Source organism: Ruoffia sp. FAM 26254, assembly GCF_045528545.1.
Lineage (GTDB): Bacteria > Bacillota > Bacilli > Lactobacillales > Aerococcaceae > Ruoffia > Ruoffia halotolerans.
This window is the reverse complement of sequence record NZ_JBGQQY010000015.1, coordinates 1-15,556: the sequence shown is the minus strand read 5'-3', so window position 1 is coordinate 15,556 and position 15,556 is coordinate 1. Positions and strand designations below refer to the sequence as shown.

The following is a 15,556-nucleotide window of genomic DNA, read 5'->3' as shown; positions in this document are numbered from 1 at the left end:
ACACTAGTGGGTTGGGGGAGTTTCGATTCTAATTAGTAAATTTTTAAATCTAGTAAATTAATATATTCTCTTTCTTTAAGTCCTATAAATAGGCTTCTTACTACTATCTTTAATGTGATATAATCAAAAGGAATATAAAAAAGAGGTGAGAGTATGTCTTTGAGCATTAGAACTTTCGGTTGGGTTCAAAACCCATCTAGTTTTTCAAATTTAAAGAAGACTGTTCAAATTTTTGATAATAAATCAGAGCACTATCTTGAGTTGAAAAATAAACTTGTTGATGAAGTAATATTCATTAAAGATATAAAAGATTCCCTTCAGTCAAAATTGGACCGTGATGAAAATAAATTTACTTACATAGAACTAGTTGGAAGAAATGTAAAATCAGACGGAACGTCTGCTGAAAAAAGGAGTAAAGCTGTAGCAGATTCACTTATTCAAATTTCAATTTTACCGCAAAAAAATACAACGACAGGAAAAAAATATACCGATAACTGGACAGCAGATGGTTTTTTAAGGTGGGCAACCACGCTTAATTTTCTTGAACATAATCGAAAAACAGATACTTTTAAAATCACTGAATCGGGTCTTAAATTTTCAAAATCAGAAAATGATTCCGAAGAGGAAAATGAAATTTTGCGTGCTGCATTTTTATCTTATCCCCCAGCTACTAGAGTCCTAGACATTCTTGATAGAGCAAAAAACCCAGTGAATAAATTCGAAATCGGACAAAGCTTAGGTTTTACCGGAGAAAAAGGATTTACTTCATATGATAGTGAATTAATGAAAGATTTATTGAGAGAAGCTCCAAAAAAAGACGAAAATAAGATTAGAAGTGATATTGAAGGTACTAGTGATAAATATGCACGTATGATAGCCAACTGGCTTTATAAAGTTAAATTCGTTGAGAAGCATACTCAAAAAGAAGGCGATATAACAATGTTTCAAGGTTATTCTATAACTGCTCTAGGAAAAATTTATCTTAATCGATCAAAAGGAAAATCAAAACACCGAAAAAAACCCAAATTTTTAATGTGGGAGTTCCTAGCAACTAATATATCCAGTAAAGATTATGTCCGAACAAGAAGGGCAGTAATCATTCAACAATTAATGAAATCTGAATCGTTCAGGGCTCTGATACTCGAACTTACTCAAAGAGGATTCAAAGATGATATATCTATCATAAAAAAAGACATTAGAGGATTAATAAATTTTGGTTTAAGAATAAAAATTACTGAAGATTGGTCCCGAGTAACTTTACAAGATAATATTTTAAATTTTGATATCCCTCAACTAGATATTACTCAAGAAGAAAAAGATCATCGATTTGATAAAGAGAAGGCATTCTTTCTTAATCATACCAATATACCTGATAAATTTGTTGAACTTATCCCGATTGCTCACAATGGGCATGCTAATCGAGATTTTGAATTAATAACTACAGAACTACTAAGAGATATTTATGGATTTAATGCACTTCACCTCGGAGGAGGTCTTAAACCAGATGGAATAGCATTTACTTCCGGTTATGGAATAATCTACGATACTAAGTCTTATGCTAAAGGTTACTTACCTAGTATTGGTGAAAAAGATAAAATGATACGCTACACTATTGACAATCAACTAAGAGATATAAATCGTAATAAAACAGAATGGTGGAAACCATTTCCTAATATAATCCCTGAAAATGCTTATTATTCTGTTTGGATTTCAAGCTATTTCAAAACCAATATTGATGACGATATTGAATATGTATCAAATGCAACTAACAAAGCAAAAATTGGTGCTTTAGATGTTCATCAATTATTAATCGGTGCTTCTAAAATTCAAAAGGGAGAGCTTGTTTTAGAAGACATACCAAAATATATTAAAAATGAATTAATTATTTTCGACGAAAAAATAAGCCTGGCGTATTAAATGCTCAGGCTTATTTTTTTATCTTTATTAATAGTTTGGGTTATAGGATCATAATTCGTAATCAATACTTCTGAACTTCCCTTGTTTTTAGAGTTATACGAAGCATTATTATAGTTATAGTCTAAATAATGAACACTGACATTACGATTTTTAATGTAGTTCAATAAAAATTCGTTTGTTTCCCCCTTATGAGTGAGGACATTGCTAAGGGCATATCGAATATTCCTAGTCGTTAAATTATCCATAATCTCATACATTAACAATTCCTGTTCTTTCCGCCAATTTTGGAAACCTCTATTACCATCGTTATAACTCCCGGTGGTTATAAGATAAGGTGGATCTAGGTAAACAAAATCTTTTTCAGTCAACTTAGTAAAATTTATATTTTCAAAATAATTATCGGTAAATTCAAAGCTAATTTCCTGTAAACGGTTATTAAATCGTCTTAGGTTATTTTCCATATTCTTACTAAAATGGCTTCTATTCCTACCGAAAGGATTATTAAACTCCATTGAGTTATTAAAACGAATTTGATAATTATAGCTATAGGACACAAGGATATACAACATTAATGGATGAGGGTTTTCGTTATATTGACGTCGAAAAGATAAATAAGCCTCTTCATTAGTCTTACTCAAACCTTTTTCTGAGATAATTTCTTTAATTCTTACAATAAGCTCCTCGGTATTTTGCTTTGAAAAGTAACGAAACATCTCATTTATACGTGTATTCATATCATTGAAAATATATCGATTTGCATTTGCATTAATGCCTACATTTGCTCCACCTGAAAATAGGTCTAAAAAGGTATCAATATTCGTTGGGAATAATGGTATAATTTGTTTTAAAAGACGGTATTTTCCACCAATATAATTAAGCGGACTTTTAATATAACCTTGTTGTTTAGGTTCCCATTTAGTCAATTTTAATTGTTGGGGCTTACTTATTATATTTTTCACAGGTACTTTGCGAATATAAAATAGATATTCATTTAAAGCAGCTTTCTTTGATGGAATCTTTGATTTGTACTTTTTGTAAGGGATCACTCTAACGTCGACCAATCCGTCATAAGCGTTCTTGGCTAATATCTCCTTCAAGTCATCAATTGGAATAATACCTTCATCGTTATAACTCAATATGATATGTTTAGTATTAATATTTTTTAACAGGTCTTCCATTGCTTTCAAAGCTTTACTTCTCATCGCATAATTACTTCTTTTATCTGACCAGTCAAATATTTTTGTTTTTCCAGTTAACTTTGGTTTATTGTGGGTAGCTATATTTTCAAGTACGTGATAATTCGAAGCGTACTGTCTATTGTTATAAGGAGTATCAATATAAACAATGTCTGCTTTTTCCTTCTTAACTAATTCATTAGAATCTACATTAAAAGCTGTATTATTCAAATTGTTATTGAGAACTGGAAGTGGCTTCAATTTTAAAGTTTTAAGAGCTCGTTTATCCCAATGTTTTAAGTAAGCACCATATGTTCCGGTCGTATTACTCACTAAAGAAACAGCTTCAATTAGACATGCAATGAGATAAAAACGTTCGTAGTCAGTGATTTTATTTAAAAGATACCAGGCTTCAATTGTTTCTCTGATAAAATCAATTCTCTGACCATTTTCAATAGTAAAATACATACCGGAATCATCACTAACAGGAGTATAAGCATTTGTGTAATAAAAATCACCGGAATACGCTTTTAGCTGATTTTCATCATTTAAATAATCAAATGGATTGAATTCTAAGCCATTAAAAGAAAAAGCTTTATTATTTTCAATTACTGCTTTAGCATAGCAAAAACTAAAGTATAAAATATCGTTTGATTTAATTTCAAATGTTTTTTTAAAATGTTCTCCAACCACATTGGCACCTGCGAAGAGGTCGAAAAAAACTCGTTCTGATCCATCTAATTTTTCCTCTAACATGCTATGGATCTCGTTAAGTAATAGGTTCTTAGACCCTATAAAACGCATAAAAACATCCCCTTTCATCCAACTGCTTGTCATAGTATATCATGAGTAGACCTTAAAGGAAATACAAAGGTAAACCCGATAACAATTGTTAAGTCTACTTTTTAATAGACTTTGACAAGCTTAAAATTTATGAAGTATTATTAACGGTTGAAAATACATAGAAATGCTATTTGACGGATTAGTTAGCTTAAGATTGCAAGGCGAGTATATTATAACTACTACACCATCAAGCGAATAGTGAACGGATTGGTTCGATCGAGTCCAGCTGGAGCCCGTAGGGCGGGAAGCGGACACGAGAGCGAAACAAGAAGAGAGATATTCGCTTGATGGTGATTTTAGCTAAAAACTATTGAGCCCTTGGTTCCAAAAACTAAAGTATCTTATTTAATAGATCAAAAAACCTAGCCAGTATAATCCGGCTAGGGTAATTTGTATCATATGAAATCTATTCTACTATTAGCGCCTCTAGATCTTTATAAGTTTTAATCGTTGCAGGATTTGATGTTTGATATTTGATAGATTTACCTTTTAGTGTCTTCTCATGAGGATAATCAATAAGTTGTAATTCTACTCGTCCTTTTAATTCACCATCAAGAAAATATAGAAGTGAATCACCTAGAGCATATTCATCTTGAACTACTTGATTGTAAAGTACTATAACTCTTTCAACATTATCTAATCGTTTAGGATTTAGCTTCCAAGCTTTTCTTGATCTTTCTAATAATTCTTCTTTTGACTCAGGTAATACATTAATTTTAATTACTAATACCTTTTCCATTAACTACACCTCTTTTTTAATTTAGTGAATCACTGATTCACTTGTTTAACGAAACATATCATTTAATCAAATTGATGTAAAGGGTTAATTGTTATTTAGAATTTTTTATTCACATCCCCATCCAGAAAATAGCTCTCTCCTTGTTTCGCTCTCGTGACCGCTTCCCGCCCGTTGGGCTCCAGCTGGACTCGATCGAACCCATTCGTTCACTATTTTCTGGATGGGGATTTTATAGTGCTTATCCTCAGGATGAGCGTTAAAAACACATAACCGTAATTGGGCTAAATCTTAGCCAAGTTACGGTTATTTTATTTGTCTAAAGCTGGATACATCTAACAGTTTGTTGAACCGATTGCGCTGTTAAAACACTATGATAACGCTATTATTAATGGTAAAGGGAGAGTGAGATAGACTTTGAAAACGAATCTAGATTTTGAGCAGTTACTAGACCAATACAACCCTTTAATCCATCGTGTCATGTAGAGTTTATATATTCATCCATCAGATAATCAGTATGAAGATTACCTGCAAGAGTTACGTATCAAACTTATAAAGATAGCGGAGAATTTGGACGACGACCCGCTTGTTAAAGACAAGTACCGATTCACTAATTCTGCTAAGCGTGGTTTGACTTGGTCGGATTCTGATGTAGGGAATCCTAAAATAGCTAAGACTAAAGGAAGTAAAAGACCTAATAATGAAGGTGGCCACTATATCCGTTACTCGATCGTTGAAGATTGGGTGTATCTACTACGTCCAGGTGGAACTTATAAAGTAAGTGGAGTTAAGAACTTTAAAGCTGCTGTTAAAGGGTTCTTTAGAGCAGGTGGTGCAAAATATGATTATGCTGCTTTAGGGTATTCTGGTTATATGGAGCGTATAGAAGCAAGTAAGTATGGTATTGATAAGCAGAATCCAGATGTACTAGATAGGTTGGATCAAGCACTTTTTAGTGAAGTAGTTGATGAATCTGGTAGTAAGAAACTGAAAGTGGCTCAAAATGCTACTCACTGGTATACAGGAGAGGTAATTCCAGACGGGGTTAAAGAGTTTGAACTCATTGAAGAAAAAGAGGTCACTTATAAGGGCTATCTTCTAGGTAACGAAGGTATTACGATTGGTTGGATAATTAAGTTAGATGTTGCTTAAGTCTTTTAAATACATGCTAATTGCGTAAAAAGCCATCTCGTTTATTAAGCAAATCCCCCAACCCACTAGTGTAGCGAATGGTTCATTCGAGTCCTGCTGGAGCCCGATTAGGGCGGGAAGCGGTCACGAAAATGAAACACCGAGTGGAGCTAGTGGGTTGGGGGATTTTTATATTAAAGTTTACAAATAATTTACATTAAATTTACGTAGAATTAATAATGGTATAGTCTATTATAGATGTCCTTTCAACAGAACGTATAGATTGAACATATTATAATCTCCGTATATTCATTTAAGAACAGCCTATGTCAGGGCTGTTTTTTTGTTGTTTAATTTAATAATTTTTATTTAAAATGAATGTATGACAGATATATTCATCCGTTCTAACTTGATGATTATGTAAAAGATTACTATCAGTGCATTGAATTCTTGCAAATCTATATAAATTTAAAATAAAGTATAAAATATAACTTGTGAATACAATTATTTCATATAGAATATAGATATATAATCATATTAGTTAAATAATTTAATCTAGGAAGGATTATTACAAATGAAGATAAAGTCCATATAATTGTGTAAAAGATAAAAGGCCATGTAACAGCCCTTTTACGGTACAATGTTTTTAACCACAAAAACATACCTAGGAGGACTTTACATGACCCAAGTACATTTTACACTGAATAATGATGAGGTTCAAAGTATTATTGAACACTCGGTAAAAGATGATGTATCTAAAAATATTTTGACGACAGTTTTCAATCAATTGATGGAAAACCAACGAACGGAATATATTCGAGCCGAGGACATTGAAAAAGAGAGTCTTGAATGTTAAAATAAAAGCGATTACAAATGCGAAAGCAAAGATATATAGAGAGGAAGGAGGCTATCAAATAAGAGAAGACTGTATATGTAGGTATAAGATAGACCTGTTAAAATGATGCAGAAGATGGCAAAAATCTTATCAGAATTCATAAGGAGGCAAAGATATGATAAAAAAATATTTACTCTTATTTTCAACAGTCAGTATGGGGCTTGCGGGTTGTGCACAGGTGGAGAATGCACCAGCAGAAGAAGCAGTGGAAGCCCCTCCTATGGAACAGATGGATGAGAACACAGTTGAAGAAGAAACGCCTGAAGAATTGTTTGAACAAGTCCAAAATAATGCGCCTACACAAGAGCGACTGGATGCTTTAGTCGACATTGCCATGCATTACTACTGGTATGGTGGTGACCTCAATGTTGCGGAAGAAGAGTTTTTCCAAGGCATTACGTTGCATGGGGATTATGACGTGGTGGAAGAATCCTTTAGACAAGCGACGATTATTGATCCACTAGATACGGACTTGAGAAGGTCTTTAGCGGCTGCGCAAGTCTTACAAAATGATTTACCCGAGGCTTTAAATACCTTAGAAGAAATTCAAAATACCGATGAAGAAAATTTTGAAGCCACTTTACTTCATGCCGTTTACTCGAAAGTTTCTGGAGACGATGAAACTTTTGATGAAGGCTTCGATCGATTAGCTGAAATAGACGAGGAACGAGCAGAGGACTATCAGGCATTAATTGGTTCGATTGAAGAGATTAAAGACACGGACTTTAATACCGAAGCTCCGGAAACATTGCCAGAGGAAAACCATACGTTCATCACGCTTGGCTATGCCTTATCGGACGAAGGTGAAATGGAAGAGACTTTAATTGAGCGACTGAATGTGACCCTGGAAGCGGCAGAAGCTTATCCAAATTCACATTTAATTGTAACGGGTGGCGTACCCAAAGCTGGGAACACAGAGGCCGAATTAATGGCCGATTGGTTAGTGGAAAATGGCATTGATGAAGAGAGAATTTCTCAAGATCCACTAGCTACTGATACAGTAGAGAACGCATTGTTTTCTATGGATATTGTTCAAAATGAAGGGTTTGAAGATATCACGTTGATTACAAGCGCCAGCCATATGCGAAGAGCGTTAGTGACATTTAACGAAGCCAATCGACTGTTGCTTGAAATGGCAGATGAGGAAACTGAAAGAGAATTTACCAACATCGTCTATATGGATTATGACAGTGAAGAAGAAGCGTATGACATTACGACCGAAGAAGATATGTCCACGCATAGAGATGCCTTACGTACATCAGGCATCTGGCAATTCCCGGGGCGACAAAGATAAAGGATAGAATAAAAAATTCGTTAGTCCTCTTAAGATGATAAGAGGCCAACGGGTTTTTTATTTTTTAAGATGAATGATTCATAGAGAAAATAAGCGGCATCCGCATCTTCTTCATGTCACTCCATTCGTTCATAGTCTTCATAGTAGTCGACGGTTTCTGCATGCACATTTTGGACGATTTCTTCAATCGCTTCGTGTGATTCAGCCTCTTCGAAAGTTAAATCGCAGCTTAGAACAACAAGTTAATTTAGGAATCATCATTTTATTGGGAGTAGAAGGTTCCGCTGGGGGTACCACTTGACCATTTCACCTTGAGGGTTTTAATGAGGATGTTCTTTTGATATTTCCTTGGATGTAAGATTGGAGATACCATAATTGATAGGAGATAGGAAAAGCGGCTTGTGGCTGAAGAGTGGGATACACTCTATTTATGTGGGTTTGTATGGGCATTCGTATTTCAAGATGCTTTGCAAAATCCAAAGAAGGTATGCGAAATATAAAATATTTAGAGACTTTAATAGGTACTTTTACTCAAATGAAAAAATATTTGTTAATATTATTGTTACCAATGCTTTATTTTTCTTTAAGCACCACGGCATATGCTAGTTCGAATCCAGAATCAACTTTTGAAAATTATGAAACTACTAACTATAATTTTTTTGAAGTTAATTTTGATATTCCTTCGAATTGGCGTGTTGTTGAAACGGATGATAGAAAGACTGTATATTTTTATCCTGAAGAAGGAGTGTTTATGTTTCAGTATATAGACGATATATCACTTGAGACTGAAGAGAGTAGAAAAGACTTCGAAGTTGGACTAAATCAAAGTGGTGGCAAACTAGATAATGAGAAGATTTTAACTAATAATGCAAGTTATAATGATGCGTATTTGTATGAATTGGAATATGAAGTCAATTCTCAAGATTATTCTGGTAATTTAATGCACTTTGATACTACAGAAGGTGTTATGATAGTATCTTATATGCTACCAGTTAATTCATCTGAAGATTATTCAGAGGAGTATTCTGATCTGCTAGCATCAATGGGGTTTGAAGTGGATAATGATGAACAGGTAGGATTGATTAAAACAGATTCTGAAGATAGTAAGTATGAGAATTCTTTTACAGTATCTTTCAATGACTATGAAATATATTATTTAATTGATGAAGATGATAGTACAATATCAATCTTTACATCTGATGCTCCGTCTGATGTTTACGTATCTCAGTATACAGGTGATTTCAATAATGGTATTAATTTTGACTGGGATGGATTGAAGATGAGAGCGCACTACAACTACTGGAACCAGGATTCAAAGCTTATTATACATGATGAAAGTGGTAATGAACTTGAAGCCCAAAATTCAGCGCTATCTGTAGTAGAAGAATTCATGAACAAACATAATTAATATATCATGTACGTTATTAAAAGATGGACATACTAATTCAACTATTATAAAAAAAGACAATCCATTAGTTAGGATTGTCTTTTTTTTAGGCATTAATAATAATCTATAATATAGAGTAACAGTGTATCCATTACTTTAAAGCAAACACATGACGGATATACTCATACGTTCTAACTTGATGATTATCTGGCTGCATACGTACTTTAAATATATAAAAATGGTCACGATTATCTTTCGCTTTGAAGGATGGGAGATAAAAATAATTAACTTGAGATTCGCTCATAGCAAATAGGATGTCGTCGGTCAAAAATGATAAGGGGATATTCATATTTGAATAACGATAGTAATCAGCTTCAAATCGGCTGAATTTTTCACTGAAATAATCAAACTGAACACTACTTGGATGTAATTTTTTTAAATCTAACATCATATACCTCCTCCCTAAGAACTCCTTTAATTAGTATAAGAACGAATGTTCGGTTAGTCAAGGAGGCTTATGTACCAATTGAATGTTCTACGAACAATCAATTTTGAAGTGCTGTATTAAATATAATAGGTCAACGACACACGCAAAGAGCGCGTATGTCTTATAAATAACGAAGTCGAAAGACCTCGTTATTCAATGAGGATATTAAACGTCGCAATCGTCGAAAGTAACGACTAGAGCGACAATAAAATAAATTAAGAAGCTATTATAGAAGGTTAAACCTTATAACAATCCAACTACACTAACCGTCTCGTTTTCGTGTCTACTTTCTCCCTACTCGGGCTCTAGCCAGACGAAAACAAGCCATCCGTTGCGTAGGATTGTTGTGAGGTTTATTGGTTTAGAGTGTTTTTGGAAGTGTTATAAAGAAATAATGTTATAGTGGTCTGCAAATAACTGATATTTTAGCTTATCATTTTGATAGAGCTAAGCTATTAAACAACTCATAAGTTCCAAATGATGAGTATGAATATATAAGTTCAAATGAAAAAAAGTTATGGTTGAAAGATAGTAAGAGCCTTTTTTGGGGTTGATAATTATAATAATTACAATTATTATAATATTGAATTAAAAGATAAAAATAGGAGTGTAATCATGGCTAAAACTATTGTAGTGCTAGAAGAAAGTGTAAAAGCTAAAGGACTAAAAATTTAGTTCAATTTAAAGGGAAATAATTTTCTTTTCTAGTGAATAATTAAAGGGAGAAAAATATGTGGGAAACTATAGGATTTTTGCTTGATTGGACATTGCGAGTAACAGGTGCTATTTCAATATGCTGGCATATTATAAAAAGTTTTTTTCCAAATAATGAGTATATTGATAATATCGTAATTAAAGAAATACAAAGCATTGATGAAGCTGTGAACTTAGATTTACACTTTTTTGAAGTCTTTAAAGTTAATCCTTGTATGGAAGGACAATATTTTGTTATATACCCTGTTAATGCAGATATAAAAGAATTAAGAATTATTGAAGTTGAATATAATGGAAGAAGGTTAGTCAACAAAAAAGTATTAAAAACTTACAAAGATATTACAAATAATAGAGGAGTGGTAATAAATACAATAGTACCTGATACTATACCTTTTATTAAAATAGAGTGGAATATGGGCAAAGGTTTAAAAGGGGAATATCCGATTAGTTTTAATGGATTTAACGGTAATACGAATATTGTTTCTTATAGATACGAAAACAATATCTTAAGAGTGATTAATAGAATCTTTAAATGAACGTTTACTTATCTATTAAATTAAACGATCTCACCCATTACCTGTTATAATAGATGGGTGAGAATAAATTATATTTTTTATAATTCAATATTATTTTACGAAGTTACTCACACTGGCACGATTTCTTGTCCTATTTCTTGTCCTTTTTTTAAAATTAAACTGAATCGATTAGTAGCTAAACTAATTTTAAAATCCTTATTTATCGGCGTTATTAACGATTGAAAATACATAGAAATGCTAATTAACGGACTTTTAATCAGTGGGTCGCAGGTTCGATTCCTGCGCGGGTCATACTAATCTCATCATAATAGTGATTAGTTAATAATTAACAAGCCGGCTTAGCTCAGTTGGTAGAGCATCTGATTTGTAATCAGAGGGTCGAGGGTTCAACTCCTTTAGCCGGCACTATTTACAAGACATCCCTACTTAGGTAACGATGTATTTTTGTGTTCATATTTATTGAATAATCTATCTAAATAAATATATTTTTTCTCTTTTTAAAATTCAAATGATTATTTGTTTATTGCTTGAAAATAAGAATCTTGTACGAGATGTTGTACGGTTTGTTAAAAAGACATAAATTGAGCAAACTTTTCTGCTGCTTCATCTCTTCTGTTCTGAGTTACATGGTCATATATATTCATTGTAGTTTCAATATTGGCATGACCGAGTCTCTCTTGAACTTCCTTCATTTCTAATTTTGCTTCAAAGAGTAATGCACAATGAGTATGCCTAAAACCATGAACATTAATATGTTTTAGTTTATGCAATTTTGTTATTCGTTGAAGAGCAGTTCCAATATAGTATAGATTTAAAGGATTATTTTTTTGGTTTGTAAAAACTAATTGTTCAGGACCATTAGCATTAATCCCAAAGGATAATAAATCTTTTCTTTGAATATTACGCCAGTTAACTAATAAATCCATGGTTATATTGTCGATAGATATTGTGCGATGACTTGCTTTAGTTTTGGGTGATTGAAAGATAGTACCATGTTCCCCTTGAGCAAGGACTCTTCGCACAGTTAATGTTTGGTTTACTTCATCAATATCTTTCCACTTCAAATGACAGAAAAATTTAAATTCTGTTATTAGTAAAGCTGAAGAAGGTTCTTTTGACATAAAAGACTTAAATAGTATAATCAATAGTTTTAAAAACCGTAATAAATAAGATACTGTTTTTTCATTCATTGAATCCATTTAAGGCTTCAATGCCTGCGAGTAGTGTTTACTTGATTGTAACTATGTATTTCTCCTTATATCTCTCTTGCTTTCTCTCAAAAACGATTGTTTTTGATACAAGAATAATAAATAGAAAAATAGAACCTCTTCTGATTTTACGACCCAGAAGAGGTTCTATTTTTTTCTTAGTTATTTCTTTTTGATTTAATACGATAAGGCAGACATTCCTCTAGTGATGTTATCTCTCTATAAACTTTTTTCAAAATCAATCGCTCCAGCAGGAAAATATCCAATTATCTATAAGTTTGCCTTCTCGCATAAGGCATAGATTTGATTAAGAGCGTAACAAGCCAGAGATTATGTAGTTTTTTAATAGGGTTAATTAGTTTTCGCTTTTAGCATGCAATGGTTCAGTCTTTTCTTGGTGAGTAGTGACCAATTTTGAATAGGTTTCATTATTCAACTTATTTACTATTTGTGACAAATCGGTTATTTTTTTTAGTGCTTCTATTGCTTGGTCTCTTTCTTCCTTGTCATAAAGACGGATTAAGTTTTTTAAAAATAAATAAGCCAGTTCATTCCGCTCACTGGTATATAAATTTTGTCGACTTATCCGCATGTCTTCAATAGCTATTTTTGCTCTATTGAGTTCTTTTTCTTCCAAAGTTAAATGGATAAAATTGACATAAAGATGAGAATGCCAGTTTGCAAATTCACTATTAACGGCTGCTAGTCCTTTGCTGTTGTCGAAAAAAAATTGTGCTTTTTTGAAATATTGGTTTCTTTTCTTAGAAGGGACTATAGACATAATATTATTAAATAATTTTGTTTCAAAAAAGGTCCAGCTGCTTATTCTGTCTAGATAGTTAAAGATAAAGTCGAAACTTAAATCACCATCTGACTCTTTTGATAAAATAAGTTTGAATAATAGTGCAACTCTGCTCAAAAAGACTTCTGTTTGATTGGACGAAAAGCGTAATTTGTTATGGAGGTTGGTTAAAGAATGTGGATCTTGATTCCAGTAAGCGTTAAAAATAGTCACTAAAAAATCATCTGTGGTAAAGAGTTTCCCATGATGTTTATACATAAATTCATCGTAAGATACATTTATCCTATTTAACAATTCTTGAAATTTTTCTACAGAAATAGAGTGTAGTCCTTTCTCAAATTTTTGAAAGAAAGATCTAGAAACAATGCCTGTGTAAACTTCTTTTTGTGAAATGTTTTTCTGCATACGTATTTTTCTAAACGTTAATCCTATCAACTGATGTACCTCCGTATTTTTTGGGTAGTTTATGACCCATATCATAACATAAAGAGTGCTCGAAAAATGATAAAATAACAGTACAAACGGATACGGAGGGATACAAATGATTAAATTTTATAATAAACAGTACCTAGTTGCAGCTTTTATTTTCATTGGACTTGCAGCAGTAGAGACTACTTTTAATGCCGCTACTTATGCGTATATTTTTAAGGTTATTGAGGAAAAAGACACCTCTCTATTATTAAAGTACATTATTCTTGTTGTCTTGGGTTACATATTGTTTTCTATTATTACTTATTTAAAAGATTTTTGGACAAATAAGAATATTGCTTTTTTTAACACGTCTTTAAAGACTGAATTAATAAGGAAAATTTTAGAAAAAGAGACTTCTTTAAGTAAAACCGAAGGAGTATCAAGTAATACATCATTTTTTATGAACGATCTCAAGTTACTTGAAGAAAATTACGTAAAGCAACTATTCAATGTCGTCAGCTATTTAGTTACTCTAGTTGTTATTTTGACTTTTTCTATGAGCAACAGTTTTTTATTGACCGTTATCTTTTTAGTATTTACATCAGTAACACCACTGTTTACAAACATTTATAAAGAAAAAATAGAAGAAAGTAATAGTCATTGGACAAAAGAGAATAAATCTTTTTCTTCTATACTAAAGGATATCTTAAGTGGGGCTGAAACAATAGCTTCATATAAATCCGAAAATTATTTCATTAAAAATTTTTATCTGAAAGTAAAAGGTTTAGAAGAGAGTACTAAAGACATGAATAATGCCATCTCATTATCGAATGCATTGGTCATCGCTTTATCATATTTATTTCTGTATCTTCCGATTGGCATTGGTATCTACTTTACTATTCAAGGGCGAATTTCGTTAGCGTCTTTTGTAGCCGTTCAATACTCCAGTAGTTGGATCATAAATAATTTTTTAGGATTATTGCAGTGTATAAACAAGTTAAACAGTATAGGAGAAATCAAGAAGACGATAATTAATACACTGGAATTCAAACAGCCAGATGATACCAATGTATTAAGGAACCAGAAGATTGATTCGGTTGTTTTTCAAAATGTTTCATTCAATTATGAGGACAAGAAAATTTTTGAGCATTTAGATTTAACATTAAATTCAAACGATAATGTACTTTTAGAAGGAGCTTCAGGTAGTGGTAAATCGACATTTTTAAAATTACTGACAAAAAAATTAACCCCAACTAATGGTGAAATTTTCATTAATGGCGAAGATATGAAAAGCATTAGCAAAAATGAATTATACAATTATGTGAGCTTAATTCCCCAAACGGTTGCTATATTTAATGACACACTGAGAAACAATATTACATTAGGAAAAGAAGTAAGCGAAGAAAAGTTAAGTGAAGCAATTAAAAAAGCAGGGTTAGAAGAATTAATACAGCAAGTAGGTTTAAATTATCTAATCGGAGAAGATGGAGAAAGATTATCAGGAGGACAATTGAAAAGAGTAGAAATTGCAAGAGCAATTCTGTTTGATAAACCAATACTCTTAATCGATGAAGGGAATGCCTCACTAGATAAACATAATGCTTTAGCCATAAACAAAACAGTGGCTAATTTAAATAAGTTAGTTATAGACGTCGAACATTATGTCCCGGAAGAGAGTGTGAAAAATTACACTAGAAAATACTATTTAGAAAGTAGAAGAGTACAACCAAGTTGATATCAATTTGCAAGGAAGGGGACTACTAACTTTCTAAAAAATATATACAAAAAATGACAGTGTACATTTCAGTTCCTCCATAAGGTATAATATTATATAGGCTATATTTTTTGTTGAGAGTGTAATATATTTATATAATTAACCTGAATAATTCATAGCTCTATAATTTAAGCTGGTTTCTTGAATAAATTAATCGTTCTTGGAAAAATTGGGAATTTTTCTACAAAATAGTGCGTTCTCGAAGTAGATTTTAACTAAATGAACCTTCTTACGATTCTCTTGTTT

General features: G+C 32.2%; 11 protein-coding genes, 1 tRNA gene and 1 pseudogene. 8 read left to right on the top strand and 5 right to left on the bottom strand.

Annotation, left to right across the window (positions count from 1 at the left end; all coding sequences use genetic code 11):
* Positions 1 to 153: 153 nt before the first annotated feature.
* Positions 154 to 1,917: a restriction endonuclease FokI C-terminal domain-containing protein gene (locus tag ACEN3Z_RS05420; protein WP_407089963.1), complete on the top strand. Its 1,764-nt coding sequence runs from the start codon at positions 154 to 156 to the stop codon at positions 1,915 to 1,917.
* On the opposite strand, the gene ACEN3Z_RS05415 is transcribed toward ACEN3Z_RS05420, so the two are convergent.
* Positions 1,914 to 3,896, bottom strand: a complete 1,983-nt coding sequence (locus ACEN3Z_RS05415) for a Dam family site-specific DNA-(adenine-N6)-methyltransferase (RefSeq protein WP_407089999.1) — start codon at positions 3,894 to 3,896, stop codon at positions 1,914 to 1,916. The genes ACEN3Z_RS05420 and ACEN3Z_RS05415 overlap by 4 nt on opposite strands.
* Before the next feature lie 445 nt (positions 3,897 to 4,341).
* Positions 4,342 to 4,674: a hypothetical protein gene (locus ACEN3Z_RS05410; RefSeq protein WP_407089962.1), complete on the bottom strand. Its 333-nt coding sequence runs from the start codon at positions 4,672 to 4,674 to the stop codon at positions 4,342 to 4,344.
* A 567-nt stretch (positions 4,675 to 5,241) separates the two neighbouring features.
* On the opposite strand from ACEN3Z_RS05410, the gene ACEN3Z_RS05405 reads away from it, so the two are divergent.
* The 4 genes and pseudogenes from ACEN3Z_RS05405 (at position 5,242) to ACEN3Z_RS05390 (ending at position 9,399) form a co-directional block, all read left to right on the top strand.
* Positions 5,242 to 5,823 (top strand): hypothetical protein, encoded by a 582-nt coding sequence (locus ACEN3Z_RS05405; RefSeq protein WP_407089961.1) that lies wholly within the window; start codon positions 5,242 to 5,244, stop codon positions 5,821 to 5,823.
* Positions 5,824 to 6,481: 658 nt separating this feature from the next.
* A pseudogene (locus ACEN3Z_RS05400) lies at positions 6,482 to 6,640 on the top strand (transposase); the annotation flags it as partial.
* Between the two features lie 172 nt (positions 6,641 to 6,812).
* Positions 6,813 to 7,991, top strand: a complete 1,179-nt coding sequence (locus tag ACEN3Z_RS05395; protein WP_407089960.1) for an ElyC/SanA/YdcF family protein — start codon at positions 6,813 to 6,815, stop codon at positions 7,989 to 7,991.
* A gap of 547 nt (positions 7,992 to 8,538) precedes the next feature.
* A complete protein-coding gene (locus ACEN3Z_RS05390; protein ID WP_407089959.1) occupies positions 8,539 to 9,399 on the top strand; it encodes a hypothetical protein in 861 nt (286 codons plus the stop codon).
* A gap of 130 nt (positions 9,400 to 9,529) precedes the next feature.
* Here ACEN3Z_RS05390 and ACEN3Z_RS05385 read toward each other — a convergent pair whose 3' ends face one another.
* Complete coding sequence (locus tag ACEN3Z_RS05385) at positions 9,530 to 9,829, bottom strand: DUF5960 family protein (protein ID WP_407089958.1); 300 nt, start codon at positions 9,827 to 9,829, stop codon at positions 9,530 to 9,532.
* A gap of 767 nt (positions 9,830 to 10,596) precedes the next feature.
* On the opposite strand from ACEN3Z_RS05385, the gene ACEN3Z_RS05380 reads away from it, so the two are divergent.
* Positions 10,597 to 11,115 carry a hypothetical protein gene (locus ACEN3Z_RS05380; protein WP_407089956.1) on the top strand — a complete coding sequence of 173 codons (519 nt, stop codon included), beginning with the start codon at positions 10,597 to 10,599 and terminating at the stop codon, positions 11,113 to 11,115.
* Between the two features lie 332 nt (positions 11,116 to 11,447).
* A tRNA-Thr gene (locus ACEN3Z_RS05375) sits at positions 11,448 to 11,520 on the top strand.
* Positions 11,521 to 11,681: 161 nt separating this feature from the next.
* Here the strand turns inward: ACEN3Z_RS05375 and ACEN3Z_RS05370 are convergent.
* Together ACEN3Z_RS05370 and ACEN3Z_RS05365 are read right to left on the bottom strand one after the other, a co-directional pair.
* The gene (locus ACEN3Z_RS05370; protein ID WP_407089954.1) at positions 11,682 to 12,305 is read right to left on the bottom strand and encodes a site-specific integrase; all 624 of its coding nucleotides are present in this window, start codon (positions 12,303 to 12,305) and stop codon (positions 11,682 to 11,684) included.
* A 373-nt stretch (positions 12,306 to 12,678) separates the two neighbouring features.
* Positions 12,679 to 13,530, bottom strand: a complete 852-nt coding sequence (locus ACEN3Z_RS05365; RefSeq protein WP_407089952.1) for a hypothetical protein — start codon at positions 13,528 to 13,530, stop codon at positions 12,679 to 12,681.
* 136 nt (positions 13,531 to 13,666) lie between these two features.
* Here ACEN3Z_RS05365 and ACEN3Z_RS05360 point away from each other — a divergent pair, with 136 nt between their 5' ends.
* Complete coding sequence (locus ACEN3Z_RS05360) at positions 13,667 to 15,271, top strand: ATP-binding cassette domain-containing protein (RefSeq protein ID WP_407089951.1); 1,605 nt, start codon at positions 13,667 to 13,669, stop codon at positions 15,269 to 15,271.
* Positions 15,272 to 15,556 lie beyond the last annotated feature (285 nt).

What these genes read in the sequence shown, in the direction of transcription:
- ACEN3Z_RS05420 (WP_407089963.1), top strand. Translation starts at nt 154, where the DNA reads ATGTCTTTGAGCATTAGAACTTTCGGTTGGGTTCAAAACCCATCTAGT.
- ACEN3Z_RS05415 (WP_407089999.1), bottom strand. Translation starts at nt 3,896, where the DNA reads ATGCGTTTTATAGGGTCTAAGAACCTATTACTTAACGAGATCCATAGC.
- ACEN3Z_RS05380 (WP_407089956.1), top strand. Translation starts at nt 10,597, where the DNA reads ATGTGGGAAACTATAGGATTTTTGCTTGATTGGACATTGCGAGTAACA.
- ACEN3Z_RS05365 (WP_407089952.1), bottom strand. Translation starts at nt 13,530, where the DNA reads ATGCAGAAAAACATTTCACAAAAAGAAGTTTACACAGGCATTGTTTCT.
- ACEN3Z_RS05360 (WP_407089951.1), top strand. Translation starts at nt 13,667, where the DNA reads ATGATTAAATTTTATAATAAACAGTACCTAGTTGCAGCTTTTATTTTC.
- ACEN3Z_RS05410 (WP_407089962.1), bottom strand. Translation starts at nt 4,674, where the DNA reads ATGGAAAAGGTATTAGTAATTAAAATTAATGTATTACCTGAGTCAAAA.
- ACEN3Z_RS05395 (WP_407089960.1), top strand. Translation starts at nt 6,813, where the DNA reads ATGATAAAAAAATATTTACTCTTATTTTCAACAGTCAGTATGGGGCTT.
- ACEN3Z_RS05385 (WP_407089958.1), bottom strand. Translation starts at nt 9,829, where the DNA reads ATGATGTTAGATTTAAAAAAATTACATCCAAGTAGTGTTCAGTTTGAT.
- ACEN3Z_RS05370 (WP_407089954.1), bottom strand. Translation starts at nt 12,305, where the DNA reads ATGAATGAAAAAACAGTATCTTATTTATTACGGTTTTTAAAACTATTG.